Source organism: Kocuria sp. ICS0012, assembly GCF_001665945.1.
Classification (GTDB): domain Bacteria; phylum Actinomycetota; class Actinomycetes; order Actinomycetales; family Micrococcaceae; genus Kocuria; species Kocuria marina.
Window position 1 is genome coordinate 31,718 of record NZ_LZMM01000036.1, and the last position, 25,406, is coordinate 57,123.

The 25,406-nt window shown below is 69.1% G+C and carries 24 protein-coding genes; 16 read left to right on the forward strand and 8 right to left on the reverse strand.

Translation table 11 applies throughout. The annotated features are described in order from the left end of the window. Nucleotides 1-71 precede the first annotated feature (71 nt). The 3 genes from A5728_RS05230 (at nt 72) to A5728_RS05240 (ending at nt 1,407) form a co-directional block, all read left to right on the forward strand. Complete coding sequence (locus tag A5728_RS05230) at nt 72-689, forward strand: mismatch-specific DNA-glycosylase (protein ID WP_064846034.1); 618 nt, start codon at nt 72-74, stop codon at nt 687-689. An 83-nt stretch (nt 690-772) separates the two neighbouring features. Then, nucleotides 773-1,207, forward strand: a complete 435-nt coding sequence (locus A5728_RS05235) for a hypothetical protein (RefSeq protein ID WP_156523390.1) — start codon at nt 773-775, stop codon at nt 1,205-1,207. After that, on the forward strand, nt 1,207-1,407 hold the full coding sequence (locus A5728_RS05240; RefSeq protein ID WP_064846036.1) for a helix-turn-helix transcriptional regulator: 201 nt from the start codon (nt 1,207-1,209) through the stop codon (nt 1,405-1,407). Before A5728_RS05235 ends, A5728_RS05240 begins: the two co-directional genes overlap by 1 nt. Before the next feature lie 23 nt (nt 1,408-1,430). Here A5728_RS05240 and A5728_RS05245 read toward each other — a convergent pair whose 3' ends face one another. From A5728_RS05245 to A5728_RS05255, 3 genes are all read right to left on the reverse strand, one after another. Then, the gene (locus A5728_RS05245) at nt 1,431-2,876 is read right to left on the reverse strand and encodes a carboxylesterase family protein (RefSeq protein WP_082943254.1); all 1,446 of its coding nucleotides are present in this window, start codon (nt 2,874-2,876) and stop codon (nt 1,431-1,433) included. Continuing rightward, nucleotides 2,869-3,312, reverse strand: coding sequence for a GNAT family N-acetyltransferase (locus A5728_RS05250; protein WP_064846037.1), 444 nt, complete (start codon nt 3,310-3,312; stop codon nt 2,869-2,871). The genes A5728_RS05245 and A5728_RS05250 overlap by 8 nt, the downstream gene beginning before the upstream one ends. A gap of 81 nt (nt 3,313-3,393) precedes the next feature. Further along, nucleotides 3,394-5,019 (reverse strand): alkaline phosphatase, encoded by a 1,626-nt coding sequence (locus tag A5728_RS05255; RefSeq protein WP_064846038.1) that lies wholly within the window; start codon nt 5,017-5,019, stop codon nt 3,394-3,396. A 213-nt stretch (nt 5,020-5,232) separates the two neighbouring features. On the opposite strand from A5728_RS05255, the gene A5728_RS05260 reads away from it, so the two are divergent. The 7 genes from A5728_RS05260 (at nt 5,233) to A5728_RS05290 (ending at nt 11,305) form a co-directional block, all read left to right on the forward strand. Further along, entirely contained in the window at nt 5,233-5,949 is a 717-nt protein-coding gene (locus tag A5728_RS05260) for a trimeric intracellular cation channel family protein (RefSeq protein ID WP_064846039.1), read from the forward strand. 545 nt (nt 5,950-6,494) lie between these two features. Then, nucleotides 6,495-7,385: a rhodanese-related sulfurtransferase gene (locus A5728_RS05265; protein WP_064846040.1), complete on the forward strand. Its 891-nt coding sequence runs from the start codon at nt 6,495-6,497 to the stop codon at nt 7,383-7,385. A 181-nt stretch (nt 7,386-7,566) separates the two neighbouring features. Further along, nucleotides 7,567-8,241 carry an MOSC domain-containing protein gene (locus tag A5728_RS05270; RefSeq protein ID WP_064846041.1) on the forward strand — a complete coding sequence of 225 codons (675 nt, stop codon included), beginning with the start codon at nt 7,567-7,569 and terminating at the stop codon, nt 8,239-8,241. Between the two features lie 170 nt (nt 8,242-8,411). Then, nucleotides 8,412-9,284 carry a uracil-DNA glycosylase gene (locus tag A5728_RS05275; RefSeq protein WP_064846042.1) on the forward strand — a complete coding sequence of 291 codons (873 nt, stop codon included), beginning with the start codon at nt 8,412-8,414 and terminating at the stop codon, nt 9,282-9,284. A 190-nt stretch (nt 9,285-9,474) separates the two neighbouring features. After that, nucleotides 9,475-10,536, forward strand: coding sequence for an LLM class flavin-dependent oxidoreductase (locus A5728_RS05280; RefSeq protein WP_064846043.1), 1,062 nt, complete (start codon nt 9,475-9,477; stop codon nt 10,534-10,536). Between the two features lie 197 nt (nt 10,537-10,733). Then, the gene (locus A5728_RS05285; protein ID WP_064846044.1) at nt 10,734-11,123 is read left to right on the forward strand and encodes a YchJ family protein; all 390 of its coding nucleotides are present in this window, start codon (nt 10,734-10,736) and stop codon (nt 11,121-11,123) included. Then, nucleotides 11,120-11,305, forward strand: coding sequence for a hypothetical protein (locus A5728_RS05290; RefSeq protein WP_064846045.1), 186 nt, complete (start codon nt 11,120-11,122; stop codon nt 11,303-11,305). Before A5728_RS05285 ends, A5728_RS05290 begins: the two co-directional genes overlap by 4 nt. 295 nt (nt 11,306-11,600) lie before the next feature. Here A5728_RS05290 and A5728_RS05295 read toward each other — a convergent pair whose 3' ends face one another. Next, nucleotides 11,601-12,320 (reverse strand): PIG-L deacetylase family protein, encoded by a 720-nt coding sequence (locus A5728_RS05295; protein WP_064846046.1) that lies wholly within the window; start codon nt 12,318-12,320, stop codon nt 11,601-11,603. Between the two features lie 56 nt (nt 12,321-12,376). On the opposite strand from A5728_RS05295, the gene A5728_RS05300 reads away from it, so the two are divergent. Continuing rightward, the gene (locus tag A5728_RS05300; RefSeq protein WP_064846047.1) at nt 12,377-12,892 is read left to right on the forward strand and encodes an O-acetyl-ADP-ribose deacetylase; all 516 of its coding nucleotides are present in this window, start codon (nt 12,377-12,379) and stop codon (nt 12,890-12,892) included. Between the two features lie 37 nt (nt 12,893-12,929). On the opposite strand, the gene A5728_RS05305 is transcribed toward A5728_RS05300, so the two are convergent. Beyond that, on the reverse strand, nt 12,930-13,916 hold the full coding sequence (locus tag A5728_RS05305; RefSeq protein WP_064846048.1) for a malate dehydrogenase: 987 nt from the start codon (nt 13,914-13,916) through the stop codon (nt 12,930-12,932). Nucleotides 13,917-14,092: 176 nt separating this feature from the next. On the opposite strand from A5728_RS05305, the gene tpx reads away from it, so the two are divergent. Further along, nucleotides 14,093-14,590 carry a thiol peroxidase gene (gene tpx / locus A5728_RS05310; RefSeq protein ID WP_064846049.1) on the forward strand — a complete coding sequence of 166 codons (498 nt, stop codon included), beginning with the start codon at nt 14,093-14,095 and terminating at the stop codon, nt 14,588-14,590. A gap of 179 nt (nt 14,591-14,769) precedes the next feature. Here the strand turns inward: tpx and A5728_RS05315 are convergent, their stop codons facing one another. Both A5728_RS05315 and A5728_RS05320 read right to left on the reverse strand, forming a co-directional pair. Further along, entirely contained in the window at nt 14,770-16,983 is a 2,214-nt protein-coding gene (locus tag A5728_RS05315) for an NADP-dependent isocitrate dehydrogenase (RefSeq protein ID WP_064846050.1), read from the reverse strand. Between the two features lie 200 nt (nt 16,984-17,183). After that, nucleotides 17,184-17,720, reverse strand: a complete 537-nt coding sequence (locus A5728_RS05320; protein WP_064846051.1) for a lipopolysaccharide assembly LapA domain-containing protein — start codon at nt 17,718-17,720, stop codon at nt 17,184-17,186. 274 nt (nt 17,721-17,994) lie between these two features. On the opposite strand from A5728_RS05320, the gene A5728_RS05325 reads away from it, so the two are divergent. The 3 genes from A5728_RS05325 to A5728_RS05335 all read left to right on the forward strand — a co-directional run bounded on the left by A5728_RS05325 (nt 17,995) and on the right by A5728_RS05335 (nt 22,569). Beyond that, complete coding sequence (locus tag A5728_RS05325; RefSeq protein WP_064846052.1) at nt 17,995-19,788, forward strand: ABC transporter family substrate-binding protein; 1,794 nt, start codon at nt 17,995-17,997, stop codon at nt 19,786-19,788. A 106-nt stretch (nt 19,789-19,894) separates the two neighbouring features. Continuing rightward, entirely contained in the window at nt 19,895-21,430 is a 1,536-nt protein-coding gene (locus A5728_RS05330) for an ABC transporter permease (RefSeq protein ID WP_064846104.1), read from the forward strand. Next, entirely contained in the window at nt 21,427-22,569 is a 1,143-nt protein-coding gene (locus A5728_RS05335; RefSeq protein ID WP_082943255.1) for an ABC transporter permease, read from the forward strand. Before A5728_RS05330 ends, A5728_RS05335 begins: the two co-directional genes overlap by 4 nt. 5 nt (nt 22,570-22,574) lie before the next feature. On the opposite strand, the gene A5728_RS05340 is transcribed toward A5728_RS05335, so the two are convergent. Continuing rightward, complete coding sequence (locus A5728_RS05340; RefSeq protein WP_231885520.1) at nt 22,575-23,201, reverse strand: PH domain-containing protein; 627 nt, start codon at nt 23,199-23,201, stop codon at nt 22,575-22,577. A gap of 71 nt (nt 23,202-23,272) precedes the next feature. On the opposite strand from A5728_RS05340, the gene A5728_RS05345 reads away from it, so the two are divergent. After that, complete coding sequence (locus tag A5728_RS05345) at nt 23,273-25,399, forward strand: ABC transporter ATP-binding protein (protein WP_231885521.1); 2,127 nt, start codon at nt 23,273-23,275, stop codon at nt 25,397-25,399. The last annotated feature ends 7 nt before the right edge of the window (nt 25,400-25,406 follow it).

A 25,406-nucleotide genomic window follows, 5' to 3' on the forward strand; every position in this document is an offset into this window, starting at 1 on the left:
TGCTCCGAGTGCGCCAGCTGTGTTCCTGCATTGATCAGGGCCGTCGGTGCTGCGGCCTAGCATGATCCACCATGGGATTCTCACGCGCCGAACTCGACTCCTACCGGGATCGCACTGTCCCGGATCTGCTGCCCCAGCCGTTGCGGCTGTTGTTCGTGGGTATCAACCCGGGGCTGTGGACCGCCGCGACCGGTGCGCACTTCGCCCGGCCGGGTAACCGGTTCTACCCGGCGCTGCACCGCGCGGGGATCACCCCGACCCTGATCAACGCCGCCGACGGCTACGTCCCGGAGGAGCTGGCGCAACTGACCGACCGGGGGATCGGGATCAGCAACGTGTGTCCCCGGGCCACTGCGCGGGCGGATGAGCTCACCGCGGAGGAGTTCCACGAGGGGGCACAGCGGCTGGACCGACTGGTCCGCGCGGAGCATCCCGCCGTGGTTGCGGTGCTCGGCATCACCGCGTACCGCGCGGCCTTCGACCGCCCCAAGGCCGTCACGGGGCGGCAGGATTCACCGTGGCCGGGCACCGAACTGTTCGTGGCACCCAACCCCAGCGGTCTCAACGCCCACAGCTCCCTGGACGACCTCGCGCGGATCTACGGTGACATCGCCCGCGCCGCGGGCATCGCCGTCGACCCGGAGGACACCCCTCGAAGCGTTGAACCTCGGGATGTCAAACACCCTTGACATCGAGTGTCAAGCACACTTGACTGTAGCCATCGACATTCGGAACGGTATCCCCGCTCCAATCGGGTGAAGGGATCGCAATCATGACCACTCGAACAGAGCGCCGGATGAAGGCGCCCCCGTCCGCCTATGTCACCATGCTCATCACCGGTGCGCTCGCCGCGGCGGCGCTGGGTGGCGTGGCCGCATGGTTCTCCGACGAGCACCGGCTCATGGCGTTCGTCATCTTCGCGGTGTGCACCGCCGGGCCCATGTTCGCCCTGTCCTGGTTCGTGTTCGTCTCCCGATACACGGTGAAGTCCGATCCCCACGCGGAGGACAACGTGGAGGGCCAGTGGTACGAGAAGGCGGCCTCGGGCGCCTTCCACGACTTCCTGGTGGTGGCCGGGCTGGGCTGCGTCGTCCTGGCCCTCACGCAATTCGAGATCGCGGGATCGACCCTCCTGGTGCTGTTGCTCGTGTTCGTCATGGCTGATGCCGCCATCCGCTACGCGGTACTCAACAGGCGAGGGGCCTAGTGGACAACCGGATCGCGGAGCGGAGGGGAGACCGGTCGTGGTCGCAGGCCCACCTCGCACAATTGCTGGGCGTCTCCCGCCAGACCGTGATCTCGATCGAGCGCGGCCGGTTCGACCCCAGCCTCCCGTTGGCGTTCCGGCTCGCCGCCGTGTTCGAATGTCGGATCGAGGACCTGTTCACGCCCGACGCCGTCGAGTGACCCGTGTTCCCGAGCCACCCTGTTCAGGCGGCACGACCCGTATCCGGCGGGAACACCCGCAGCCCGGCGCGGGAATCACTCGTGACGGGCTCGCCCCGCGCGAAGTCCGCCCACGCGCGACGCAAGCGAGCGCCGTCGGCGAGAACGTCCGCCCACGTGTGTCCCTCGACCATGGGGGTGCGCTCCCAGGCCGGGCCCGGGAAGAGCAGGGGCAGCTCGGAGATGTGCGCCGCGGCGATCGGGCTGCGCCCCACACCCCACGAGAACTCGTAGCGTGCGCCCGTGCCACCCGAGCGGACATGGCGTTGCGCGAACCGGCGGGCACCCCGGCCGTAGAGCCGCTGGGTAAACGGGCTGATCAGGATCCGCTCCACGCCGCGGGACTTGCGGGGGTGGTTCATCCGCCGGAGTAGCGGGGGGATGCGCGCGGTGAACAGCGCGGCTTCGCGGGTCGTGTTGCCCACGAGGACCTCCACGTGTGGGGCGGCCTCACACCAGTGGCGGTCCAGGTCGGCCTCGGGTGGCATCGGGTCGTGACCGTACTGCAGTCCGAACGGCATCTGCCCCTTGAGTCCGAACCGCGTGGCGGCCTTGGCCACGCGCTGTTGCATCGTGCGGATGTCGTCCAGCGACGCGTCCCGGGCGAGTGCGCTCGCGGTCGTCGCCATGAGCTCGCTCATCGTGGCGCGCCCGGCCAATAGGCCGAACGGCGCGCTCTGGATGACGGCACGGCGGAACAGGCCCCGAGCGCCGTCGGCGATCATGAGGTGCGCGACCGCGTCCCCACCCGCGGACTGACCGAACGCCGTGACGTTGGCGGGGTCGCCGCCGAACGCGGCGATGTTCTCGCGCGTCCAGCGCAGGGCAGTGATCATGTCCAGCAACCCCAGGTTGGCGGGGATGTCCGCGCCGTCGCCCAGGAAACCGAGCAGCCCCAGCCGGTACGTCACGTTCACCACGATCACGCGCTGTTCGCTCACAAGCACGCGCGGGTCGTAGAACGGCGCGTCCCCCGCGCCGGATGCGTACGACCCGCCGTGGATCCACACCATCACGGGCAGCCCGGCGTCCGGCGGCGTGTTCGCAGGCACGGTCACGGAGACGCGCAAGCAGTCCTCGTCCTGGGGCAGCTCTCCGATGTTGCTGCCCACGACGTCGTCCAGGAACGGCATGGGCGGTTGCGGGCACGCGGGCGCCGGCTCGGTCGCGTGGAGCTCCGCCGACGACGCCGCGACGGGCCGCGGTCGCTCGAAACGCCCCGCGCTCGCGTACCGGATCCCGGTGGCCCGGTCCACCGGCCCGTCCCGCCATCCGATGATCCGCCCGCACGGTGCGTCCCACCGGGGTGCGGTGGGTGCGTCGGACGGGGGCGGGGCGGAGCGATCTGAAACGGCGTGACCCGGGACGGCGGCGTCGTCGTCCTGTGGGGCGGACCCCGGATTTCCCGGAGCGGGGGGACGCTCAGTCATGCGCGCCGCGATCCATGGACAGGCTCATCCCGATGGTCCGCGGCGCGGGGTCCGCGAACCCGTGCCGCTCGTACAGCGGACGCCCGGGCTCATCCGCCATGAGGGACACGTACGCGCCCGGCGGTGCGTCGCGGCGGATGCGATCCAGCAGCGCGCGCAGGACCGCGGAGCCGATGCCCCTGCACTGATGCGGCGGCAACACCGCCATGTCGATGACGTGGAAGTACCACCCGCCGTCCCCGATCACCCGGCCCATGCCCACGGTGTCACCGGACTCGTCGTGGATCGCGTGGATCGCCGCCCACGCGCCGCCGATCCCGGCCGCGGCCTGTTCCTCGGTCTTGCGGCTCATCCCCGCCTCACGGCGCAGCGTCAGGTAGTCCGGGATCGTGGGCGGGCCGTCCAGGACGGTGTAACCGGGCAGGGTGTCGTTCATGCTCCTATCCTGGCGCATCCGTGGACCACGGAACACCACGCCAGCGGGGTGTCCGTGGGTGCCGCAGGGCGCACGCGGCGGTCACCGCTGCGGCGTGAGCGTGCGGGTGTAGACCGTGGTGCCGTTGGCGTTGATGAGGCGCACCGTGAACGCGCTGCCGTCCCCCGCGACGTTCACGTGTCCGAAGTACTGGTGCTCGCCCGAGCGCGGGGAGCCCATGGGCGGACCGGCCTGTTGGAAGTCCACGCGGGGGCCGAACGTGCGGTCCAGTTCGTTGGGGCCGAAGGAACCGGCGTTGATGGGCCCGGCCACGAACTCCCAGAACGGCGTGAAGTCCTTGAACGCCGCCCGCTCCGGAGAGTAGTGGTGGGCCGCGCAGTAGTGCACGTCCCCGGTGAGGAACACCACGTTCTTGATCCGGTGGTCCTTGATCGCCTTGAGCACGCGGGCCAGCTGCAGCTCACGGCCCAGTGGTGCACCGTGGTTCGCGTTGGAGATGGATTCCTGTCCCTTCCCGTCCGGGACCACCAGACCCAGGGGGAGGTCGTTGCCGATGACCTTCCACGTGGCCCGGGACCGGCACAGCTCGTGGATCAACCACCGGGTCTGTTCCTCGCCCAGGATCTCCGTCTCGTGCGACTCCAGCCCATTGGTGTTCTCGCTCTTGAACGTGCGCATGTCCAGGGCGAAGACGTCCAGATGAGGGCCCCGGGCGATCTTGCGGTGGATGCGCGCGGGCTCGAAACCGGTGCCGCGGCGCAGTGCGCGGGAGTCGGCGATGGGCATGTACTCCTGCCACGCCTGCCGACCGCGGGCGGCCAGGGTGTCCACGTCCCAGACCTGCGTGTACCGCGGGTCGTCCAGGACCTCACCGGGCCACCAGTTGTTGGTGGTCTCGTGGTCGTCCCACTGCGCGATCACGGGGACCTCCGCGTACATGGCCCGCAGGTTGGTGTCCATCATGTTGTAGCGGTGGCGGCCCCGGAACTCGGCAAGCGTCTCGGCGACCTTGGAGACCTCCTCCGTGACCTCATTGCGCCACAGCGGTTCACCCGGTACCTGGCGCGTGGGCTCCAGGGGGTTGTCCGCGTAAATCGTGTCCCCGGAGTGCAGGAAGAAATCGGGCCGCGTGGCATGCATTGCCGCATAACCGCGCATGCCTCCGATCTCCGGGTTGATGCCGTAGCCCTGACCGGCGGTGTCAGCGGTCCATACGAAGGACTGGGGAGCGCACTGACCGCGGCGGTTCGTACGCTCCGGGGCGGTCGTGAACGACCCCGTGAGTCGCTCACCCATGCGTCCGGAGTCGTCCTCGAAACGGTACGTCACGTCGAAGCGGGTTCCGGCGGGAAGCTTCCGGGCCAGGATCTTGGCCGTGTGGTCGGTCCCGGGGTGGGCCCACCCGCTCACGAGGTGCAGCTTGGTGGCGTGGCGCCCGCGCAGGACGGTGCCGTCCGCCGCGGTGGCCCGCAGTACGGCGTGCAAGCGCCCCGCGCCGGAGGATCGTGCCCACAGCACGGCGGAGTCGGAGGTGACGTCGCCACTGGCCACCCCGCTCGGGAGGGTGAGGCGCTCGACCACGAGCCCCGGCCCGCGAGAGGGCTTGTCATGGGCGAGCGCGGCGGAGGGGACGGCGGTCACGGCGGCGGCCAGGGCGGCCCCGCTCATGAGCTGACGACGGTTCAAGGGGCCGTTCTGAAGAGTCATGACCTCATGATCGGCGCCGTGGGTGACCCGTGGATTGCTCCCGGGTGAATCTTCGGATCCGCTCTGACGTGCACCGATACCCCCACGGGGTGCACCACGGGCAGCCGGGGTTCCCACCCGCGTAACCGATCGACGTGCCGGTTGCCGCCCGGTGCGCCGATCGGCCCCTATGCTGGTCCCCGTTCACGCAACGGGTCGACGGGAGAACACGCAGTGAGCATCGAGGCGGCATCCGTCTTCAGCGCCGTGGATCTGCTGGGCGTGCTGACCAACGGGATCCTGGGCGGCGTCGTGGCCCGCCAATTGCGCATGGACCTCGTGGGATTCACGGTGCTCGCCATCGTCTCCGGACTGGGCGGCGGCATGCTGCGGGACACGCTGCTGCAACAGGGCTTCCCGGTGGCGCTGACCAACCCCGCCTACCTCACCTCCGCGCTCGCCGGCGCGGTGATCGCCTACCTCATGGTCTTCGGTCACCGCTGGACGATGCGCGCCCTGTTCGTGGCCGACTGTCTCTCGGTGGGGTGCTGGGCCGCCACGGGCACCGTCAAGGCCCTGGGTGCCGGGCTCGCATGGCCACCGGCCATCCTGCTGGGGGTCGTCACCGCCGTGGGCGGGGGGATGATCCGGGACATCGCCGTGGGCCGGTTGCCCGCCATCTTCGGCGGGAACACCCTCTACGCCACGAGCGCCCTGCTCTCGAGTGGCCTCATGGCGCTGCTCGCGGGCCTTGGTCACGAGACCGCCGGTATGGCCGGGGCCATCGTCCTCAGCGCCGTGGTCAGCGTCGCAGCGCGCCGTTTCGGGTGGCGCCTGCCCGGCCCCGCGAACCTCGGCCCCGGGGCGCTGGCACGGTTGCGCCGCAGACCCGCCACGGGCAGACACGTGCGTCGCGAGCGGGGAGGGGTGCGGCGGCGTCGTCGGGTGTGACACCGGAGCGGACCGCGCCGACAGGTCCGGACCCGGGGGCTCACGCGAACGGCGGACAACGCCGCTGCGTCCCGGTACGCGGGGAACGGTCAGCCGGCGGGGGAGACGTCCTTCGCGGGCGCCTCGTTGGTCCATAACTTGGACGCGTTGCGACCCGCCAGCAGGGAGAAGATCACGATGAGCGCTGGGGGCGCCGACGGAAACGGACGCGGTGGACATGGTGCTCCCTAGAACGATGTGCCGGAGGTTCGGCGCCGGTGGGTCATTGGCGGCTCATCAAGTCGGGCGTCCACCGCGCGGAGCACGGATCGCGGGACCTGTGAGCCCCACACCGCCGGGTCGGTGACAGGTGCGGCCCTCCCCACGGCTGTATCCACTCCAGCGAGGGCCACGCGCACCCGCACCCCGCCCCACATCCCCCGCCTTACACCCCCGCGGCAATCCCACTCCACAACACACATGCCCCGGAACGACCGCGGGATCGGCCGGGAACGGCTTTTTCGGGGCACAGATGTTCGGTCGGAGCGGGGATCTACGCTGGAGTCATGTCCCTCCCCAAGATCGTGCTGTTCTACGTCTTCACACCCTTGCCGGATCCGGAGGCGGTGCGGTTGTGGCAGCTGAACCTGGCGCGGAGCAGCAATGTGACGGGGCGGATCATCGTCTCCGCACAGGGGATCAACGCCACGGTGGGAGGGGACATCCAGGACGTGAAACGGTACGTCCGCGGGCTGCGGGAGTACGTCCCGTTCAAGGATGCGGACGTCAAGTGGTCGGACGGCCGCGGGGACGACTTCCCCCGGTTGAGCGTTAAGGTGCGCCCCGAGCTCGTGTCCTTCCACGCCCCGGACGTCATCACGGTCACGGAGCACGGGGTCCAGGGCGGTGGCACCCACCTGACACCCCGCGAACTGCACCAGCTCGTGGACCGGGGCGGGGAAAACGTGGTGTTCTTCGATGGTCGCAACGAGCTGGAGGCGCGGATTGGGAGGTTCCGGGACGCCGTCGTCCCCGACACGGGCACCACGCGGGACTTCATCCGCGAACTCGACTCCGGGAAGTACGACCACCTCAAGGACAAGCACGTGGTGACCTACTGTACCGGGGGAGTGCGCTGCGAGGTGTTGAGCGTGCTGCTGAAGAACCGGGGATTCCGGGACGTGTACCAGCTGGACGGCGGGATCGTGCGCTACGGCGAGCAGTATGGGGACCACGGACTGTGGGACGGCTCCCTCTATGTCTTCGACAAGCGTATGCACATGGAATTCTCCCCTGATGCGCGCTCGCTGGGCCGCTGCGAGGAATGCGGCACGGCGACACCCACGTTCGTGAACTGCGCGGAACCCACATGCCGGCAGCTGTTCCTGTGCTGCGAGGACTGCACGGCCTCCGGGGCCCGGGTGTACTGTCCGGACTGTGTCCCGGCGCACGCATGAATCACAGCGAGCAAGGGGCAAGGAGCAAGGAGCAACGAGCCACGCGCGGCGCACGAAACAGCACGCGGCAGCGCGAGACGCCGCGGGTCGTGAAGCAACTGACAGGCATGCGGACCGGCCGGACCGCGCGAGCGGCGCCCATACCCCATCCGGTGAGCAGTCCCCGGGATCAGGAGGACCCATGGAGAATCCACAACTGACGGTCACGGATGCCGCGGTGGTCGCACTGCACACCGGCGCGGTGCGGCGGCAGCGCTGGGGCGGCAAGGCTTTCGACACCGCCGCGGACAAGGAGGCCCGCACGGACCGGGTGTTCCTGAGCGCCACGGGATTCATCGGCGACGAGCAAGGGGACATCCCGGTGCACGGCGGTCCCGAGAAGGCCGTGTGCTGCTATCCCCATGAGAACTACGACGCGTGGCGCCGCGAGGGCCGCGATCTGGGCCCCGGCGCGTTCTCCGAGAACCTCACGTTGCGCGGCGCCACGGAGGATCAGGTCCACCTGGGGGACGTGTACCGCGTGGGCACCGCGGTGGTCCAGGTGACCCAGCCCCGCACGCCGTGCGCCACGGTGTCCCGCAGGTGGCAGGACGCCCAGCTGCCCCGGGACATGGAGGACACCGGCCGCACGGGGTTCTACCTGCGGGTCCTGCGCGAAGGTCACGTGGCCGCGGGGGACACGTTCGAGTTCACGAGCCGGCCGTCGGGCGCGGTGTCCGTGAGCGATGTCGTGCGCATCATGAACGCCGGCATGGCGGACCCGGACGCCTACCGTGCGCTGACCCGCGCCCCGGAGTTCCCACAGCGCTGGCGCCGGCAGATCCTGCGCCGGCTCGGGGAGGACACCCTGCTCTGAGCCGCGGGCCCGACGTCGCGTGCTCACCTCGGTCATTCCCTACCTGTTCCGCTCGGGGCGGGGACGACGGCGCTCGCGGCCCGGCTCGGGCGGCCCGCCGCTCCGCACCGCACGTCACCGCATTTCCGCACCCTTCCACACCCACTCGCACCCTTGAGACAGGCACCCGCATGGCTGAGAACCCCCAGACGCTCCTGCCCCACCCGCTCACCGGGCGGCTCTTCCCGTCCCCGGTGCCGCCCGGGACCGGGTGGCCGGAGGACCCCGCGCGAGCGGACACACCCGTGGCCCGCGACGCCGCCCGGGTGCGTGAGCTCGCGGCGGGGGCGAGCGACGTCGAGCAGCTCAACGCCCTGTGCAGCGTGTGTCGCACGTGCGAGCGGCTCGTCGAGTGGCGGGAGGACGTGGCCGAGCACAAGCGGGCGTCGTTCGCGGGGGAGCCGTACTGGGGGCGCCCGGTGCCGTCCTACGGGGACCCCATGGCGCGGCTCGTGATCGTGGGTCTCGCGCCCGCGGCGAACGGCGGCAATCGGACGGGTCGCATGTTCACGGGGGATCGTGCCGGGGACTGGATCTACGCGGCGCTGTACCGCGCGGGGTTCGCGGCGAACGAGACCGTGAGCACCGCGGGGGACGGGCAGACGCTGCGCGGCGTGCGGATGATCGCCCCGGTGCGCTGCGCGCCGCCCGCCAACAAGCCCGCACCGGACGAGAAGGCGGCGTGTAGTGGGTGGTTCGAGCGGGAGATCGCGCTGCTCCCACATCTTGAGAGCATGCTCGCGCTCGGGGGCATCGCGTGGCACACGACCCTGGCCGCCGCGGCGCGCATGGGTTGGGACGTGCCCCGACCGCGCCCGAAGTTCGGCCACGGCGCCGTGGCACGGTTGCGCACGCCGGAAGGCCGCACGGTGCGACTCGTGGGGTGCTACCACGTGAGCCAGCGCAACACGTTCACGGGCCTGCTCACGCGTGAGATGCTCGACGACGTCATGGCCCTCGCCGCGGCCCCCGCCTCAGAGGAGGAGGAGTCTGGCGAGGCCTGACCCCGGGAACTGCCCCCGCGGGGCCGATTCCGGGGTGCGACGACGCCGCGCGCGCGGGCCGCTGGAAAATCACCCCCGCGGACACGGGCTGCCCGGACGCCGGCGTGCGATCGACACCGAGCGGCGTCGTGCTCATCGCGGAAGAAGTTGCACGGGAAATAAAAGGGGCGGGGTCGCAGTTGCACCGGTCATGAAGGCTTTCGGATTCCTGAGTTTCGGTCATTACGGTTCCGGGCGTGGAGGCGCGGACCCGGATGCTCGTCAGGCCCTCAAGGACGCGATCGAGATCGCCGAGGGCGCGGACGCGCTGGGCGTCAACGGCGCGTACTTCCGCGTGCATCACTTCGCACGCCAGTCCGCGTCCCCCATGCCCCTGTTGAGCGCCATTGCGGCCCGTACCCGCCACATCGAGGTGGGCACCGGCGTGATCGACATGCGCTATGAGAACCCGCTCTACCTCGCGGAGGAAGCGGCCCAGTTGGACCTCATCGCGGACGGCCGCGTGGCCCTCGGCGTGAGCCGCGGTTCACCTGAGCCCGCGCTGCGCGGGTGGGAGGCGTTCGGCTACCTGGGTTCCACGGATCCGCGCGGTGCGGACATCGCCCGGGAGCACTTCGACACGTTCCTGCGGGCCATCAAGGGTGAGCCCATGACCTACGCGGATCCCGCCCAGTACGGCGCGGGAGCACGGCTCGCCATCGAACCGCAATCACCGGGTCTCGCGGAACGCGTGTGGTGGGGTGCCGGTTCGGGCCGGACCGCCGAGTGGGCGGGCGAGCAGGGCGTGAACCTCATGAGTTCCACACTGCTCACGGAGGCCAACGAGGGTACGTTCGCCGCGCAACAGGCCGATCAGTTGCGCCGCTACCGCGAGGCCTTCGCGAAGGCGGGCCACACGCGTACGCCGCGCACGTCCGTGAGCCGCAGCGTGTTCCCGATCGTGGGCCCCGAGGACGAGATCTTCTCCTACATGGGCGCGCGCGAGTCCCGCGACCAGGTGGGCGTGATCGACGGGTTCACCTCCACGTTCGGGCGCACCTACGCCGATTCACCGGACGTCCTCATCGAGCAGTTGCGCGCCGACGACGCCGTCATGTCCGCCGACACCCTCATGCTCACCATCCCGAGCCAGCTGGGCCCCGAGCTGAACCTGCGCATCCTCGAGAACTTCGCCAAGCACGTGGCACCCGCCCTCGGGTGGAAACCCAACACGGAGGGCCCGGTCCAGGGGTACTCGATCGCGGGTCGCTGACCGCCGGAGCCATGGCCGCACGGGGCGGGCCGCGGGATGTGCCCGACGACGATCGTCGGACCCGCGGCCCCCGTGCCACCCGCTGACGTACCGCCCGGCTGTCATGCGGCCCGACCGGCGAAGGCCACGTGCACGCGCCGGGTAGGGCGACGTCGCACCTCGAGGGGTGGGGACAGCGCGGGGGTAAACTCCCGCGCATGAGTGTTTGTCCCTGCGGTGGGCTGCCCGCCGGTGCCCCGTTCGAACAGTGCTGCGGCCCCGCGGTGCGTCACGAGCGGTGGCCCGTGACCGCGGAAGCCCTCATGCGTTCGCGCTACACCGCGTTCGCCACGGGCGACGACGACCACCTGTTCCGCACGTGGCACCCCGCGCACCGTCCCGCGGACACCGCGAGCGATCCCCGGGTCGAATGGACGGGGCTCACGATCGTGCACACGGAGGCAGGCGGGGAGGACGACGCCGCCGGCACCGTCGAGTTCGAGGCCACCTACCGCGGTCCCGACGGTCCGGGCGTGCTGCGCGAGAACTCACGGTTCGCCAGGCGCGCAGGCCGGTGGTTCTATACGGCCCCGGTCGAGGACGCGTGAGTGGCACAGCCACGGCAGGGATCACCGGACGGGCACTGGGTGCGCTGAAGAGCACTGTGGCGAGCCTGCCGCGGTCGTGCTTTGCGGTGGTCGTGGCCTCCGGCATCGTCTCCGTGGGGGCGTACCACCTGGGATTCCACGGACCCGCCACCGTGGTCATGGGGTTCGCCCTCGCGGTCTAGGCGATGCTCGTGGTCCTCACCGCGTGGCGCGTGCTCGCCTATCCGCAGCGGGTTCTCGAGGACCTGCACGTCCCCGCCCGGGCCTTCGGGTTCTTCACCGGGGTGGCCGGGACCAACGTGGTCGCGGTGTGTCTCGTCGCGCTGGGGGAGACCGTTCCCGTGACGTGCTCGCCCGGGGGAGGGGCTGACTGCTACGAGACATTGCGGGGAGGCGAACGGCGCCAGTGCCAGCGTCCCCGCGGGGGCACGAGCGCCGTCGCCCCTGGTGACGTCTCCGCGGACAACTCCGAGGACGTCAGAGCGGGAAAACCCGCACCCCGAGAGCGTGGTCCACACCCGCGGCGCGCCCGGCGCCTTCGGTCATGCCCGTGATCATCTCGTGCGGATCCGGGTGCCCGTCCAGCACGGCGAGGTACTGCTCGTGGCAGCGCAGCGACTCGACCGCCGCGGTGATGTCCTCCTCGGACAGTTCGATCGCATGATCGGGTTGCGCGCCCGTGACGAGCAACCGTTCGGCGCCCCACGCCTCGAGCCCCTCGTCCTCGAGCAGCTCCCGGAACACCCACGGATTATCGGCGTCCCGCAGGGCGTCGAACGCGGCCATCCCGGCCACGCGGTGGTCGGCCTGGTTGAGACCCCACCCGGCCTCCACGGACCAGTCGATCGTGACCACGGTGTCCGGGCGGACCTCGCGGATCACCCGCGCGATCCTGCGCCGCAGGTCCAGTCCGTATTGGAGGGTCCCGTCCGGCAGGTCCAGGATCCGCAGATCGGTGACCCCCACGGCCCGGCACGCCGCTTCCTGTTCGTCCCGCCGCAACGGGCCGACGTCGCTCGGATCGCGGTCCCGGATCCCCGCCTCCCCGGCGGTCAACAATAGGTAGCTCACCGTCGCGCCGCGCCGGGTCCAGCGGGCGACGGCGGCCGAACCCCCGTACTCCATGTCGTCCGGATGGGCCACCACGCACAGGACGGTGTGGACCCCTGAATCGTCGAACAGTTCGAGATGGGCCATGCTCCCAGCCTAGGGGCCCATGGGGCTCGGTGACAGGGCGGGACTAGTGTAGCCGTATGAACATCGAGATTCGCAAGGGTGACATCACGAAGGTCCACGCGGACGCGATCGTCAACGCGGCCAACTCCAAGCTCCTGGGCGGAGGCGGTGTGGATGGGGCGATCCACCGCGCCGCCGGGAAACAGCTGCTCGCCGAGTGCAAGCAGTTGCGGGAGACGACCCTCCCGGACGGGCTGCCCGCGGGCGGGGCCGTGGCGACCAAGGGGTACGACCTGCCCGCCACGTGGGTCATCCACACGGTGGGCCCGGTGTTCGCGAAGAAGACCGATCGCAGTGACGTCCTGGCCTCGTGCTACCGCGAGTCGCTGCGCGTGGCGGACGAGATCGGCGCCGTGTCCGTGGCCTTCCCCGCGGTCTCCGCCGGGATCTACGGCTGGCCCTTGGACGACGCCGCCCGGATCGCCGTGCGCACGGTCCTCGCCGCGGACACCTCCGTGGACACCGTCGTCTTCGTCCCCTTCTCCGACGCCGCCGAGCAAGCGTTCCGCGACGCCCTGGCCGAGAACTCCTGACCCGCCCCGCACACGGCGGTGCGGGTCAGGGCCGGGCTCAGATCAAGCCCAGTTGCTGCACGGCGTCGCGCTCGGACTCGAGTTCCGCCACGGACGCGTCGATGCGTGAACGAGAGAACTCGGAGATCTCCAGGCCCTGCACCACGGACCAGTCGCCCCCGGACGTGGTGACCGGGAACGAGCTGACCAGGCCGGCCGGGACACCGTAGGAACCGTCGGAGACCACGGCCATGGACGTCCAGTCCCCGTGGCGGTTACCGAGCATGAGGTCGCGGGCGTGATCGAGCGTCGCGCTCGCCGCGGATGCGGCGGAGGACGCACCGCGGGCCTGCAGCACCGCCGCACCCCGCTGGGACACCGTGGGGATGAACGTGTCCGTGACCCATTTGCGGGACACCAGGTCCAGGGCGGGCCGCCCGGCCACCATGGCGTGGTCCAGATCCGGGTACTGCGTGGCGGAGTGGTTGCCCCACACGCTGAGGTTCTTGACCGTCGCGACCGAGGTTTTGGTCTCAGCGGCGAGCATGGCCGCGGCCCGGTTGTGGTCCAACCGGGTCAGGGCGCTGAACCGGGACTCGGGGATGTCCGGGGCGTTGCGCTGGGCGATCAGCGCGTTGGTGTTGGCCGGGTTGCCGGTCACGACCACGCGCACGTCGTCGTGGGCCACGTCGTTGAGGGCTCGGCCCTGTTCCGTGAAGATCGCACCGTTGGCCTCAAGCAGGTCGCTGCGTTCCATCCCCTTGGCCCGCGGGCGGGCACCCACGAGCAAGGCGAGCTGAGCGCCGTCGAACACCGTGCGGGCGTCGGAGTCGATCTCCACGTCCGCGAGCAGCGGGAACGCGCAGTCCTGCAGTTCCATGACGGTTCCCTCGAGGGCGGGCAGGGCCTGCGGGATCTCCAGAAGCCTCAGCCGGACGGGGCGTTCGGGGCCGAGCAGGTCCCCGTGGGCGATCCGGAACAGCAGGCTATATCCGATCTGGCCGGCGGCGCCGGTCACGGCCACGGTGACGGGAGTGGTACTCACGGTGATTCCTCCTGGGCTGCGCGCTCCGGGGTGCCCGGCGGTCACGCGACTCTGATGCGGGGTACCCGTGTGACTCGTCTCACGGGGCAGGGTGGCACAGAGGCTATCAGCGAGCCCGGTTCAGCGCACGGCGGACATGCGTGTCACGGGCCAGTGGCGCGCACCACAATGGAGACATGGCTACTACTGCATTCCAAGGAAACCCCGTCCACACCGTCGGCGAGCTGCCCGCCCAGGGAGAGTCCGCGCCGTCCTTCGACCTCGTGGGAGCGGATCTGAGCCCCGTGGCCTCGGACGAGTTCACGGGCAAGCGCATGGTGCTCAACATCTTCCCGTCCCTGGACACGGGCGTGTGTGCCCAGTCCGTGCGCGAGTTCAACCAGCGCGCCGCGTCCCTGCAGAACACCGCCGTGGTGTGTGTCTCCAAGGACCTGCCGTTTGCGCAGGGCCGGTTCTGCGCCGCGGAGGGCATCGACAACGTCACCACCGCGTCCGCGTTCCGTTCGTCGTTCGGCGAGGACTACGGTGTGACCCAGACGGACGGCCCGCTCGAGGGTCTGCTGGCCCGCGCCGTCGTGGTCGTGGACGAGAACGGCAAGGTCGTCCACACCCAGCTCGTCGAGGAGATCACCGAGGAGCCGGACTACGACGCCGCTGTCGCCGCCGTCTCCTGATCAGCTCACCGGAGGAGGGGCGGGGCCGTGCGGTCCCGCCCCTTTCGCGTGTCCGGATCTTTCGGGACGGATAACGAACGACGCCGCACCGCCCCCGTACGGAGGCGACGCGGCGTCGTCGTCGGTTGCTGCGCGTGCGCGAACCTGGGTCCGTCACACGCGCGAGACACTCCGGAACGTCAGGCGCTGAGCCCGTCCACGATCTCGTTGAGCGTGGCGGAGGGGCGCATCACCGCGGAGACCTTCTCCGGGACGGGCCAGTAGTACCCGCCGAGATCCGCGGGGGAACCCTGCACGTCCAGCAGTTCGGCGTTGATGGTGTCCTCGTTCTCGCGCAGCTCGGAAGCGACCTTCTGGAACGCCTGCGCGAGCTCGGAGTCCTCGGTCTGCTGCGCGAGCTCCTCGGCCCAGAACTTGGCCAGGTAGTAGTGCGAACCGCGGTTGTCGAGCTCGTTGACCTTCCGGGACGGGGACTTGTTCTCGTTGAGGAAGGTCCCGGTCGCGCGGTCCAGGGTATCCGCGAGGACCTGCGCCTTGGCGTTGTCGTAGCGGCTGGCGAGGTGCTCGAAGGACGCGGCGAGCGCCAGGAACTCACCCAGGGAATCCCAGCGCAGGTGGTTCTCCTCCTGCAGCTGCTGCACGTGCTTGGGCGCGGAACCACCGGCGCCGGTCTCGAACAGGCCACCGCCGTTCATGAGCGGCACGATGGACAGCATCTTGGCGGACGTGCCCAGTTCCAGGATGGGGAACAGGTCCGTGAGGTAGTCGCGCAGCACGTTACCGGTCACCGAGATGGTGTCCTCGCCGCGGCGCAGCCGCTCCACCGTGAACTTGGTGGCCTCCGCGGGGGAGAGGATCCGCAGGTCCAGACCGTCGGTGTCCTCCTCCGCGAGGTACTGCTCCACCTTGGTGATCAGGTTGCGGTCGTGGGCGCGGGACTCGTCCAGCCAGAACACGGCGGGCATCCCGGAGTCGCGGGAACGCCGCACGGCCAGCTGCACCCAGTCCTTGATGGGGGCGTCCTTGGCCTGGCACGCACGCCAGATGTCACCGGGCTGGACCTCGTGGGACAGCAGCACCTCACCGCCACCGCTGACCACCTGGACGGTGCCAGCGTCCTGGATCTCGAAGGTCTTGTCGTGGGAGCCGTACTCCTCGGCCTTCTGCGCCATCAAACCCACATTGGGGACGGTACCCATGGTCGTGGGATCGAACGCACCGTTCTTGCGGCAGTCGTCGATCACGACCTGGTAGACCCCCGCGTAGGAGGAGTCCGGCAACACGGCCAGGGTGTCCTTCTGCTCGCCCTCGCGACCCCACATCTTTCCGGACGTGCGGATCATGGCGGGCATGGAGGCGTCCACGATCACGTCCGAGAGCACGTGGAGATTGGTGATGCCCTTGTCCGAGTTCACATAGGCCAACTCGGGGCCCTCGTCGATCGCCTTGTCGAACGCGGCCTTGATCTCCTGGCCGTTGTCCAGGGCGTCCAGGCCCGAGAAGATTCCACCCAGGCCGTCGTTGGGGGACAGCCCCGCCTTGGCGAGGTCCTCTCCGTAACGGTCGAAGACATCCCGGAAGAACGCGGTGACCACGTGGCCGAAGATGATGGGGTCGGAGACCTTCATCATGGTGGCCTTGAGGTGGGTGGAGAACAGGACGTCCTCGGACTTGGCGCGGGCCACCTGCTCCGCGAGGAACGCGTCCAGCGCGGCGGCGCTCATGAAGGTGCCGTCCACGACCTCACCGGCCAGTACGGGCAAGGACTCCTTGAGCACCGTGGTGCCCCGGTCGGTGACGAGCTGGATGGTCAGGGTGTCGTCCTCGGGGATGATCACGGACTTCTCGTTGCTGCGGAAGTCGTCGTGGCCGAGCGTGGCCACGTTGGTCTTGGAGTCCTTGCTCCACTCGCCCATGGAGTGCGGGTGCTGCCGGGCGTAGTTCTTCACGGCCTTGGGGGCGCGGCGGTCCGAGTTGCCCTCGCGCAGCACGGGGTTCACGGCGGAGCCCTTGACACGGTCGTAACGTGCGCGGATGTCCTTGGCCTCGTCCGAGGTGGCGACCTCGGGGTAGTCCGGCAGGTCGTAGCCGTCCGCCTGCAACTCCTTGATGGTGGCCTTCAGCTGCGGGATGGACGCGGAGATGTTCGGCAGCTTGACGATGTTCGCTTCCGGGGTCTCCACGAGTTCGCCCAGCTCGGCCAGGGTGTCCGGGACCCGCTGCTCGTCGGTGAGGCGGTCCGGGAACTGGGCCAGGATGCGCGCGGCCAGGGAAATGTCCCGGGTCTCCACCTCCACACCGGCGGTGGACGCGAACGCCTCCACGATCGGCTTGAACGAGTACGTAGCGAGCATGGGTGCTTCGTCGGTCTCGGTGTAGATGATCTTGGGCATGAGCGATGGCTCCTTGCATTGACGGTCACTGGGCTGCCTCCCAGGATACCCGCTGGCCCGCGCCCGATTCCGTGTGCGGCGGGCCCACCGGCTGGTCACCACGCGCCCTACGCGCTGTCACGCTCGCGCACTCCCCGAAGTACGACGACGCGGCGCCGGTCCCGATCGACCCGCGCCCCGCGCCGTGGTGCAGTGGGCTCTCAGCCGTGCAGCGAGGTCCTGATCCGCTCGCGCTCGCGTTCGAGCTTGCGCACGCGGTGACCCAAAGAGAACATCCGCACGGACCCCACGAGGGCCATGATCAGGGCCCCGGCGATCGCCGAGAGCAGCATGGCCACGCCCAACGGGAGGCTGAACGTCCACGCCATGTACTCGAATCGCGTGGCCACGTTGTTCTGGATGATAAAGACCAGCAACAGGATCAGCACGATCACGCCCAGGATCAGCGCCGCCCACACGGTCCCCGACACGCCGCGCTTGACGGGCTTGTCCAGCGAAGGATCCACGGGGGAGGCCGTCCCCCCGGCCCCCGAGGCTGAGTGCGCGGTCCCGCTGTCTGTGACCGCCGTCCCGGGACGTTGCGCGTCCACGGGGGCCGACGGCGCCGCGTGCGCGTCCGCGTACCCCTCGCGCAGCGGTTTGCCCGCGGAACGGGAGCCGGGAGTGTGAGGCGGGCGTGCGGCGTCGTCCGGGGGGAGACGAGGCGTGTTACGGGGCTCGTGCGGTGTGTTGGTCACGGGGGCCTCCTGACGGGGCGAAGTGATGATGGCAACAGCGTACGGCCAATATCACGGAATGTGATTCGATGCTCGGCATTGCCCGCGCCACGACGAAATCATCCGACACTCCCGAGACACGCGGGAGGTTTCTCCCCGAAAAGGTTATCCGCGAGTAACCTGTGCTTCATCGTGAGACGCACCACAATCCATCGGTGATGCCGGCCCCGGCTCGGGGTAACAACCACCGGGGTGCAACGCACATTCCATGGACACCATATCGGGAGGAAACGTCATGGGAAAGTACACCTTCAAGGGGAAGGCTGCCGTGTCCGTCGCGGCAATCGCTGCACTCACGCTGACCGGCTGCGCCAGCGTGGGCGGCGGCGGCAACGACAGCAACGGCGGCGGCGGTGACAGCAGCGCGAGCGCCCAGAGCGGCGGCGTGGTCAATGTCGCCGAGACCAACAAGTTCTCGGGTGCCAATCCGGGCTACACCAAGACGAACCTGGACATCAATGGCCACGTGGCGGAGATGACCCGCGAAGGGTTCATCACGGTGGACCCGGAGCAGAAGATCCACCCCAACGAGGGCTTCGGCACGTACAAGAAGACCTCGGACGATCCCCTGACCGTCGAGTACACGCTCAAGGACCCGCAGTGGTCGGACGGCAACAAGATCGACAAGGCCGATCTCATGCTGTGGTGGTCCGTGCTCTCCGGCTACGCCAATGACGCGAGCGAGGACGGCAAGGCCGGCAAGGACTACTTCACGATCGCCGGCTCCACGGACATCCTGAGCTCCACGGACAAGCCCGAGTTCTCCGAGGACGGCAAGACCATGACCGTCATGTGGGGCAAGCAGAACGCCGACTGGGAGATCGCCTTCGACGAGAACTACCTGATGCCCGCGCACGTGGTGGCCAAGAAGGCCGGGATGTCCGAGGACGAGCTGCTCAAGGTGCTCGAGAACCAGAAGAAGGGCGACTCCAAGAACCCCCAGAAGCAGCCCGAGCTGGAGAAGATCGGCAAGGCCTGGGACACCTCCTTCAACTTCACGTCCACCCCGGACGACAAGGATGTCCTGCTCTCCAGCGGCCCCTACAAGATCGACAATGTGGTGGAGAACAACTCGGTCACGCTCAAGAAGAACGAGAACTACAACGGCAGCATGCCCGGCAAGCTGGACGAGATCACCCTGCGCACCATCGGCGACGCCACGGCTCAGATCCAGGCGCTGCGCAACGGCGAAGTGGACATCATGCAGCCGAACAACGTCAACAAGGACACGATGGACCAGGTCAAGCAGATCGAGAACGTGAACGTGCAGCAGGGCGACCAGCTCGCGTACGACCACGTGGACCTGAACTTCGGCTCGGACACCTTCAAGGACAAGGAGACCCGCGAGGCGTTCCTGAAGACCATCCCGCGCCAGCAGATCCTCGACCAGCTGATCAAGCCGGTCAAGGAGGACGCCGAGGTGCTCAACTCGCAGATGTTCGTCTCCAGCCAGGGCGAGCCCTACACCAAGGCCGTGGAGAAGAACGACGCCAAGAAACTCTACGGGGACGTGGACATCGACGGCGCCAAGAAGCTGCTCGACGGCAAGACCCCCACCGTGCGGATCCTTTACAACAACGGCAATCCGCAGCGCGTGGACACCTTCCAGCTGATCAAGGAGTCCGCGGAGAAGGCCGGGTTCAAGGTCGAGGACCTGGGCGATCCCAACTGGTCCGAGAAGCTCGCGGACGGCGACTACGACGCGTCCCTGTACGGCTGGGTCTCCCCGGGCGTGGGCACCGAGATGCTCTCGCAGATCTTCAAGACCGGCGGCGGCGGCAACTACAACGAGTACTCGAACGCGGACGTGGACAAGCTCGTGGACGAGGCCCGCGCCAACCTGGACGAGTCCTCGCGCAACGACCAGATCGCTGAGGTGGACAAGCACACCTTCGAGGACGCCTACGGCCTCCCGCTGTTCCAGTCCGTGGGCTACGTGGCCACCTCGGACAAGATCGCCGGAGTGGACAAGTACCAGCCGAACCAGACCGGCGTGTTCTGGAACGTTTCCGAGTGGAGCCGCAAGTAGGACGGTCGACCTCGGTTGACCGAGTCCTTCCCCTCATGATGCTGCGCGGGCGCGGAACGCCGTGTCCGCGCAGCGTCGTGACCACCACTCGTTCAGAGGCAGCATCATGATTTCTTACATCCTCAGACGGCTCATCACCGCCGTCCTCATCCTGCTGGGCGCATCGTTCCTCGTGTACCTCATGACGGCGGCCTCCGGCGACCCGCTGTGGGACCTGTACGGAAACCCCAACGCCCAACAGCTGATCCCCGCCCGCGTGGAGGCCCTCAACCTGGACACACCGCCCGTGCTGCGCTACTTCACGTGGCTCGGCGGGGCACTCGGGTGCCTCGTGCCCTTTGCGGACACCTGCTCCCTGGGCGTGAGCCGCGAGGGCCAGGAGGTGACGAGCCTACTCTCCTTCGCCATGGGCCAGACCATCATGCTGGTCACGATCGGTACCATCCTGGCCATCGTCGTGGGTATCACCCTGGGTATCGTCTCCGCACTGCGGCAGTACTCGGGCCTGGACTACGGCATCACGTTCCTGACCTTCCTGTGCTTCTCGCTGCCGAGCTTCTGGCTCGCGGTGCTGCTCAAGGAAGTGGCGGCCATTCAGTTCAACGACTTTTTGCAAAACCCGTCACTGTCCATCGGGGCGCTGCTCGCAATCTCCGTGGTGGCCGGGCTCATCTGGTTCTTGGTCTCGTTCGGGCGCATGCGGACTCGCATCCTCATGGGTGTCCTGGGCTTCGTGGTCACCTTCGGGATCATCTACTTCGTGCTCGCGACCAACTGGCTCGCGCACCCCTTCCTGGGCATCCCGCTGATCGCACTGACCGGCATTCTGGTGGCCGTGATCGCCACCGTGCTCATGGCGGGACTACGCAACAAGCGGGCCCTGTACGCCGGGCTGGCCACCGTGGTGGTGGGTCTCGTGCTGTACTTCCCCGTCCAGGCCCTCTTCGTCGGGGGCGGGCTGCTGACCCTACTGGCGTTGGTCGTCGTGATGATCCTGGTGGGTGTGGGAGCCGGTTACGTCGCCGGTGGCTACGACCGTGGTCAAGGCGCCCGCGTGGGCGGGGTCACCGGCTTCTTCGTGGCCCTGCTGATCATCCTGGACCGCTTCATGCAGTCGTGGCCGGACTACGTGAACTCCGGTCACATCCGGGGCCGGCCCATCGCCACGGCCAACTCCTCCACCCCGGGCCTGTCGGGTGACTTCTGGATCACCGGCCTGGACCGGTTCACCCACCTCTTGCTGCCCACCATCTGTATCACCCTGCTGGCGCTCGCGTCCTACTCGCGGTACTCGCGCGCGTCCATGCTGGAGATCATGGGCCAGGACTACGTGCGCACCGCGCGCGCCAAGGGCCTGTCGGAGCGGACCGTGGTCATGCGTCACGCGTTCCGCAACGCGCTGATCCCGCTGGCCACGCTCGTGGCCTACGACATCGGCGGTCTGATCGGCGGCGCGATCATCACGGAATCCGTATTCGCGTTCACCGGTATGGGGCAGTTGTTCATCCAATCGGTGCGCAACGTAGACCCCAACCCGGTGATGGGCGTGTTCCTGATCACCGGCATTGTCGCCATGGTCTTCAACCTGATCGCTGACCTGGTGTACTCCGTACTCGACCCGCGCGTGAGGGTGAAAGCATGAGCCAGCCACAACCTATCGACGTCCCCCAGCAGGTCGAACAGAACCCGCAGACCGGCGATAAGCCCGAGGACGTGCGCGGCAAGAGCCAGGGGCAGCTGGTACGCCAGCGGTTCTTCGGCAACACGGGCGCCGTCGTGTCCCTGATCGTCCTGTTGTTCATCGTGGTGCTGTCCGTCACCTCGCTGGGTGTCGGTCCCATCCCGGGATGGTGGAAGTGGAACCCGGACGCCACGGGAACCGTGCTCAACGGCGGCCGGCCCACGCTGTCCCTGCTCCCGCCCTCGCTCGGGGAGCACCCGTTCGGCCAGGACAACCTGGGCCGTGACCTGTTCGCCATGGCCATGCAGGGCACCCAGTACTCCCTGGTGGTCATGATCGTGGTGGGCCTTATCGCGGGCCTCGTGGGCACCGTGGTGGGTGGCCTCTCCGGGTACTTCCGGGGCTGGACCGAGGCCGTGCTGATGCGTCTGACCGACGTGATCATCATCATCCCCCTGGTGATCCTGGCAGCCCTGTTGGGCCGCCTAGCCATCTCGTGGGTGCGCACCCACGACCTGCCCACGTTCGCCACGGTGATCGCCCTGGGTCTGCTGATCGGTCTAGCCTCGTGGCCGCCGCTCGCGCGCCTGGTGCGCGGTGAGTTCCTCACGCTGCGCGAACGCGAGTTCGTGGACGCCGCGCGACTGGCCGGTGCCTCGAGCGGGCGGATCATCTTCAAGCACATCCTGCCCAACACCGTGGGTGTGATCACCGTGAACATCACGCTGTTGATGTCCTCGGCGATCCTGCTGGAGACCGCGCTGTCCTACCTGGGTCTGGGTATCCAGGCCCCGGACTGGTCCCTGGGCCGGTTGATCAGCGAGAACCAGACCGCCTTCGCGACCCGTCCGTGGTTGTTCTGGTGGCCGGGTGTGTTCATCGTGGCGATCGCGCTGACCATCAACTTCATCGGTGACGGTCTGCGTGACGCGTTCGACCCGCGCCAGCGCAAGTTCAACCCCAAGCGCGCCCGCGAGACCGGCGAGCGCACGGACCAGTACCCGGACGCGCTCACCGCATCCGAGCCGGGGACGAAGCCCGCGGTGAACGCCGGGGCCGAGACCGGGACGCGCGGGGACACCGCCCGGGACGGACGATGATCAGTTCACACGGTGAACAGCACGGCGCTCGCGGCGGCCAGCAGCACGACCGCCGCGAGCGGGCCGGGCGCGTACCGGGTCCGCACCGGATCGGGTGCGGCGTCCCGGGCGAAGACGTCCAGCTCACCGGTCTCGATCTTGCGTTGCCACGTGTCGCGGACGCGGTGCGCGGCGGCGCCGGAAGCGGTCGAGGTCAGGTCGCCCACGCGCACCGCGCCGCCCGGTCGGGCGATCGGGTGATTGCGGTTCACGGCGTCCACACCGGAGCGCAGGGCGGCGCCCGCACCGGCGGAGGGCAGGGCGAAACACGAGTGGGCGCCCTGGTCCGTGGCGATGGTCACCGCGAAGCGGGTGCGCACGTCCACGATCCGGCTCCACGGAATGCTCACCGTGCGCAGGGGGTTCACCACGCGCACCTCGTCCGCGTGCACCTCGAGCCGGGGGCGCCAATACAGCGCGTACCCGAGCGCCGCCAGGGCGAGACCACCGAACACGGCGCCCACGTGGTGCGCCACGGTGTGGCCCCAGCCCGCGAAGCACATCACCAGACCCAGGACCACCAGGAATCCCGTGAGCCACGGGGCCGACGACGCTCGGTAGGTTTCGGGCTCGCCGGCGGTTTCTCGGGTCATGACCCCCATGCTAGGCAATGCGCGCGTGCCGCGGCCGCGCGCCCAGTTCTCGACACGATGGAGCACACACGATGAGCACCTCGAACCAGCCCGAGGGCACCCCGCGACCCCACGACGCGGCGCAGGACCCGAACGCGGCGTCGTCGCACGAGGCCACGGCCGCCGAGCACAACGCCCCGTGGGACGGCACGCCGAGCGGCGACGGGCGGGTGGCCACCGAAGGTTCCGCTAACCCCTCCGCGGCTCACCCTCGCGCCGCCGGATCGTCCGGTGCCACGGCCGCCGACGCCGCTGCGGTCACCGGTCGCGCCGACGGAACCGCGGCCGCGGGTGCAGCCGCCGACGGCAGTGCCGCGGCGGGTGCCACCGCCGAGGGCGCGCAGAAACGGCGTGGTCGGCGGGCGCAGCGCAACGAACCCACCGTGCGGCGCGGCCCGGCCCGCAGGACCGTGGCCCGCGGTGAACCCGTGCTGAGCGTGCGCGGGCTGTCCGTGGACTTCGGCGTGGACCGGGACTGGGTGCCGGCCGCGATCGACCTGAACTACGACGTCGCAGCGGGGGAGGTGCTCGCGATCGTGGGGGAGTCCGGTTCGGGCAAGTCCGCGAGCTCGATGTCCATGCTGGGGCTGCTGCCCTCCAACGCACGCGTGCGCGGTTCGGCCGTGCTGGCCGGGGAGGAACTGATCGGGCTGCGCGGCAACGCGCTGCGGCGCGTGCGTGGCGAGGAGATCGCCGTGATCTTCCAGGAGCCCATGACCGCGCTGAACCCCGTGTACACGGTGGGCCAGCAGATCGTGGAGACCATCCGCCTGCACCGGGACATCTCACCCGCCGAGGCCGCCGAACGTGCCCGGCAGATGCTCACCATGGTGGAACTGCCGGACCCCGAGAAGGCGTTCCGTTCCTACCCCCACCAGCTCTCCGGTGGTCAGCGGCAGCGCGCGATGATCGCGCAGTCCCTCTCGTGCGACCCCAAACTGCTGATCGCGGACGAGCCCACCACGGCCCTGGACGTGACCGTGCAGGCGGAGATCCTGGACCTGATCCGCAACCTCAAGGACCAGCTGGACTCGGCGGTCATCCTGATCACCCACGACATGGGTGTGGTGGCGGACCTCGCGGACAACATCGCGGTCATGCAGAAGGGCGTGATCGTGGAACAGGGCACGGCGGAGCAGATCTTCACCGCACCGCGCCACCCCTACACCCGCTCGTTGCTCGAGGCCGTGCCCCACCTGGGCCAGGGCAACGAGAACGACGAATCCGTGGACATGGTCGCCGCGCTCGAGCGTTCCGTGGTCATGCCCATGGTGGTGGACCGCAGCACGGCGGAGGCAGCGTCCATGGACACGCTCGCCCAGCGGGTCGTGGAACCGGTGCTGCAGTTGAAGGACGTGGCCATCGAGTACCCCAAGCAGGGCCGCAACCCCGCGTTCCGCGCGGTCGAGGGCGTCAGCCTCACCGTGGCAGCCGGGGAGACCGTGGGTCTCGTGGGTGAATCCGGTTCCGGCAAGACCACGATCGGCCGCGCCGCGGTGGGACTGCTGCCCGTGGTCGAGGGATCGCTTGTGGTGGACGGTGTGGAACTGCACGGTGCCCCGCGCGCCAAGCTCAACGCGGTGCGCAAGGACGTGGGCATGGTCTTCCAGGACCCCGCGTCCTCGCTGAACCCGCGGCTGCCGATCGGTGAGTCGATCGGTGAGCCCATGTTCCTGGCCGGCGAGGCAAAAGGGGCGCAACTGCAGCAGCGCATCGAGCAACTCCTGGACCAGGTGCGGTTGCCGCGCAACTACCGCAACCGTTACCCGCACGAGCTCTCGGGCGGTCAGAAGCAGCGCGTGGGCATCGCCCGGGCCCTGTCCCTGAAGCCGAAACTGCTCGTGGCGGATGAACCCACGTCCGCGCTGGACGTGTCCGTGCAGGCCACGGTCCTGGAATTGTTCGAGCAGCTGCAAGCGGAGATGGGCTTCGCGTGCTTGTTCGTGACCCACGACCTCGCGGTGATCGACCGGCTCGCCAACCGGATCGTGGTCATGCAGCACGGGCACATCGTGGAACAGGGCTCGCGCGAAGCGGTGCTGCGCCACCCCGAGCAGGAGTACACCAAGCGCTTGCTCGCCGCGGTGCCCGTGCCCTCGCCCGAGGCCCAGCGCACGCGCCGCGAACTGCGTCAGCAGTTGGCCCACACGGTGTCCTGAGCATGAT

Coding starts and splice junctions, on each gene's coding strand:
- A5728_RS05275 (WP_064846042.1), top strand. CDS start 8,412: ATGGCTGAGAACCCCCAGACGCTCCTGCCCCACCCGCTCACCGGGCGG.
- A5728_RS05340 (WP_231885520.1), bottom strand. CDS start 23,201: ATGACCCGAGAAACCGCCGGCGAGCCCGAAACCTACCGAGCGTCGTCG.
- A5728_RS05245 (WP_082943254.1), bottom strand. CDS start 2,876: ATGACTGAGCGTCCCCCCGCTCCGGGAAATCCGGGGTCCGCCCCACAG.
- A5728_RS05265 (WP_064846040.1), top strand. CDS start 6,495: ATGTCCCTCCCCAAGATCGTGCTGTTCTACGTCTTCACACCCTTGCCG.
- A5728_RS05300 (WP_064846047.1), top strand. CDS start 12,377: ATGAACATCGAGATTCGCAAGGGTGACATCACGAAGGTCCACGCGGAC.
- A5728_RS05250 (WP_064846037.1), bottom strand. CDS start 3,312: ATGAACGACACCCTGCCCGGTTACACCGTCCTGGACGGCCCGCCCACG.
- A5728_RS05295 (WP_064846046.1), bottom strand. CDS start 12,320: ATGGCCCATCTCGAACTGTTCGACGATTCAGGGGTCCACACCGTCCTG.
- A5728_RS05230 (WP_064846034.1), top strand. CDS start 72: ATGGGATTCTCACGCGCCGAACTCGACTCCTACCGGGATCGCACTGTC.
- A5728_RS05255 (WP_064846038.1), bottom strand. CDS start 5,019: ATGACTCTTCAGAACGGCCCCTTGAACCGTCGTCAGCTCATGAGCGGG.
- A5728_RS05335 (WP_082943255.1), top strand. CDS start 21,427: ATGAGCCAGCCACAACCTATCGACGTCCCCCAGCAGGTCGAACAGAAC.
- A5728_RS05330 (WP_064846104.1), top strand. CDS start 19,895: ATGATTTCTTACATCCTCAGACGGCTCATCACCGCCGTCCTCATCCTG.
- A5728_RS05285 (WP_064846044.1), top strand. CDS start 10,734: ATGAGTGTTTGTCCCTGCGGTGGGCTGCCCGCCGGTGCCCCGTTCGAA.
- A5728_RS05235 (WP_156523390.1), top strand. CDS start 773: ATGACCACTCGAACAGAGCGCCGGATGAAGGCGCCCCCGTCCGCCTAT.
- A5728_RS05325 (WP_064846052.1), top strand. CDS start 17,995: ATGGGAAAGTACACCTTCAAGGGGAAGGCTGCCGTGTCCGTCGCGGCA.
- A5728_RS05270 (WP_064846041.1), top strand. CDS start 7,567: ATGGAGAATCCACAACTGACGGTCACGGATGCCGCGGTGGTCGCACTG.
- A5728_RS05315 (WP_064846050.1), bottom strand. CDS start 16,983: ATGCCCAAGATCATCTACACCGAGACCGACGAAGCACCCATGCTCGCT.
- tpx (WP_064846049.1), top strand. CDS start 14,093: ATGGCTACTACTGCATTCCAAGGAAACCCCGTCCACACCGTCGGCGAG.
- A5728_RS05345 (WP_231885521.1), top strand. CDS start 23,273: ATGAGCACCTCGAACCAGCCCGAGGGCACCCCGCGACCCCACGACGCG.
- A5728_RS05280 (WP_064846043.1), top strand. CDS start 9,475: ATGAAGGCTTTCGGATTCCTGAGTTTCGGTCATTACGGTTCCGGGCGT.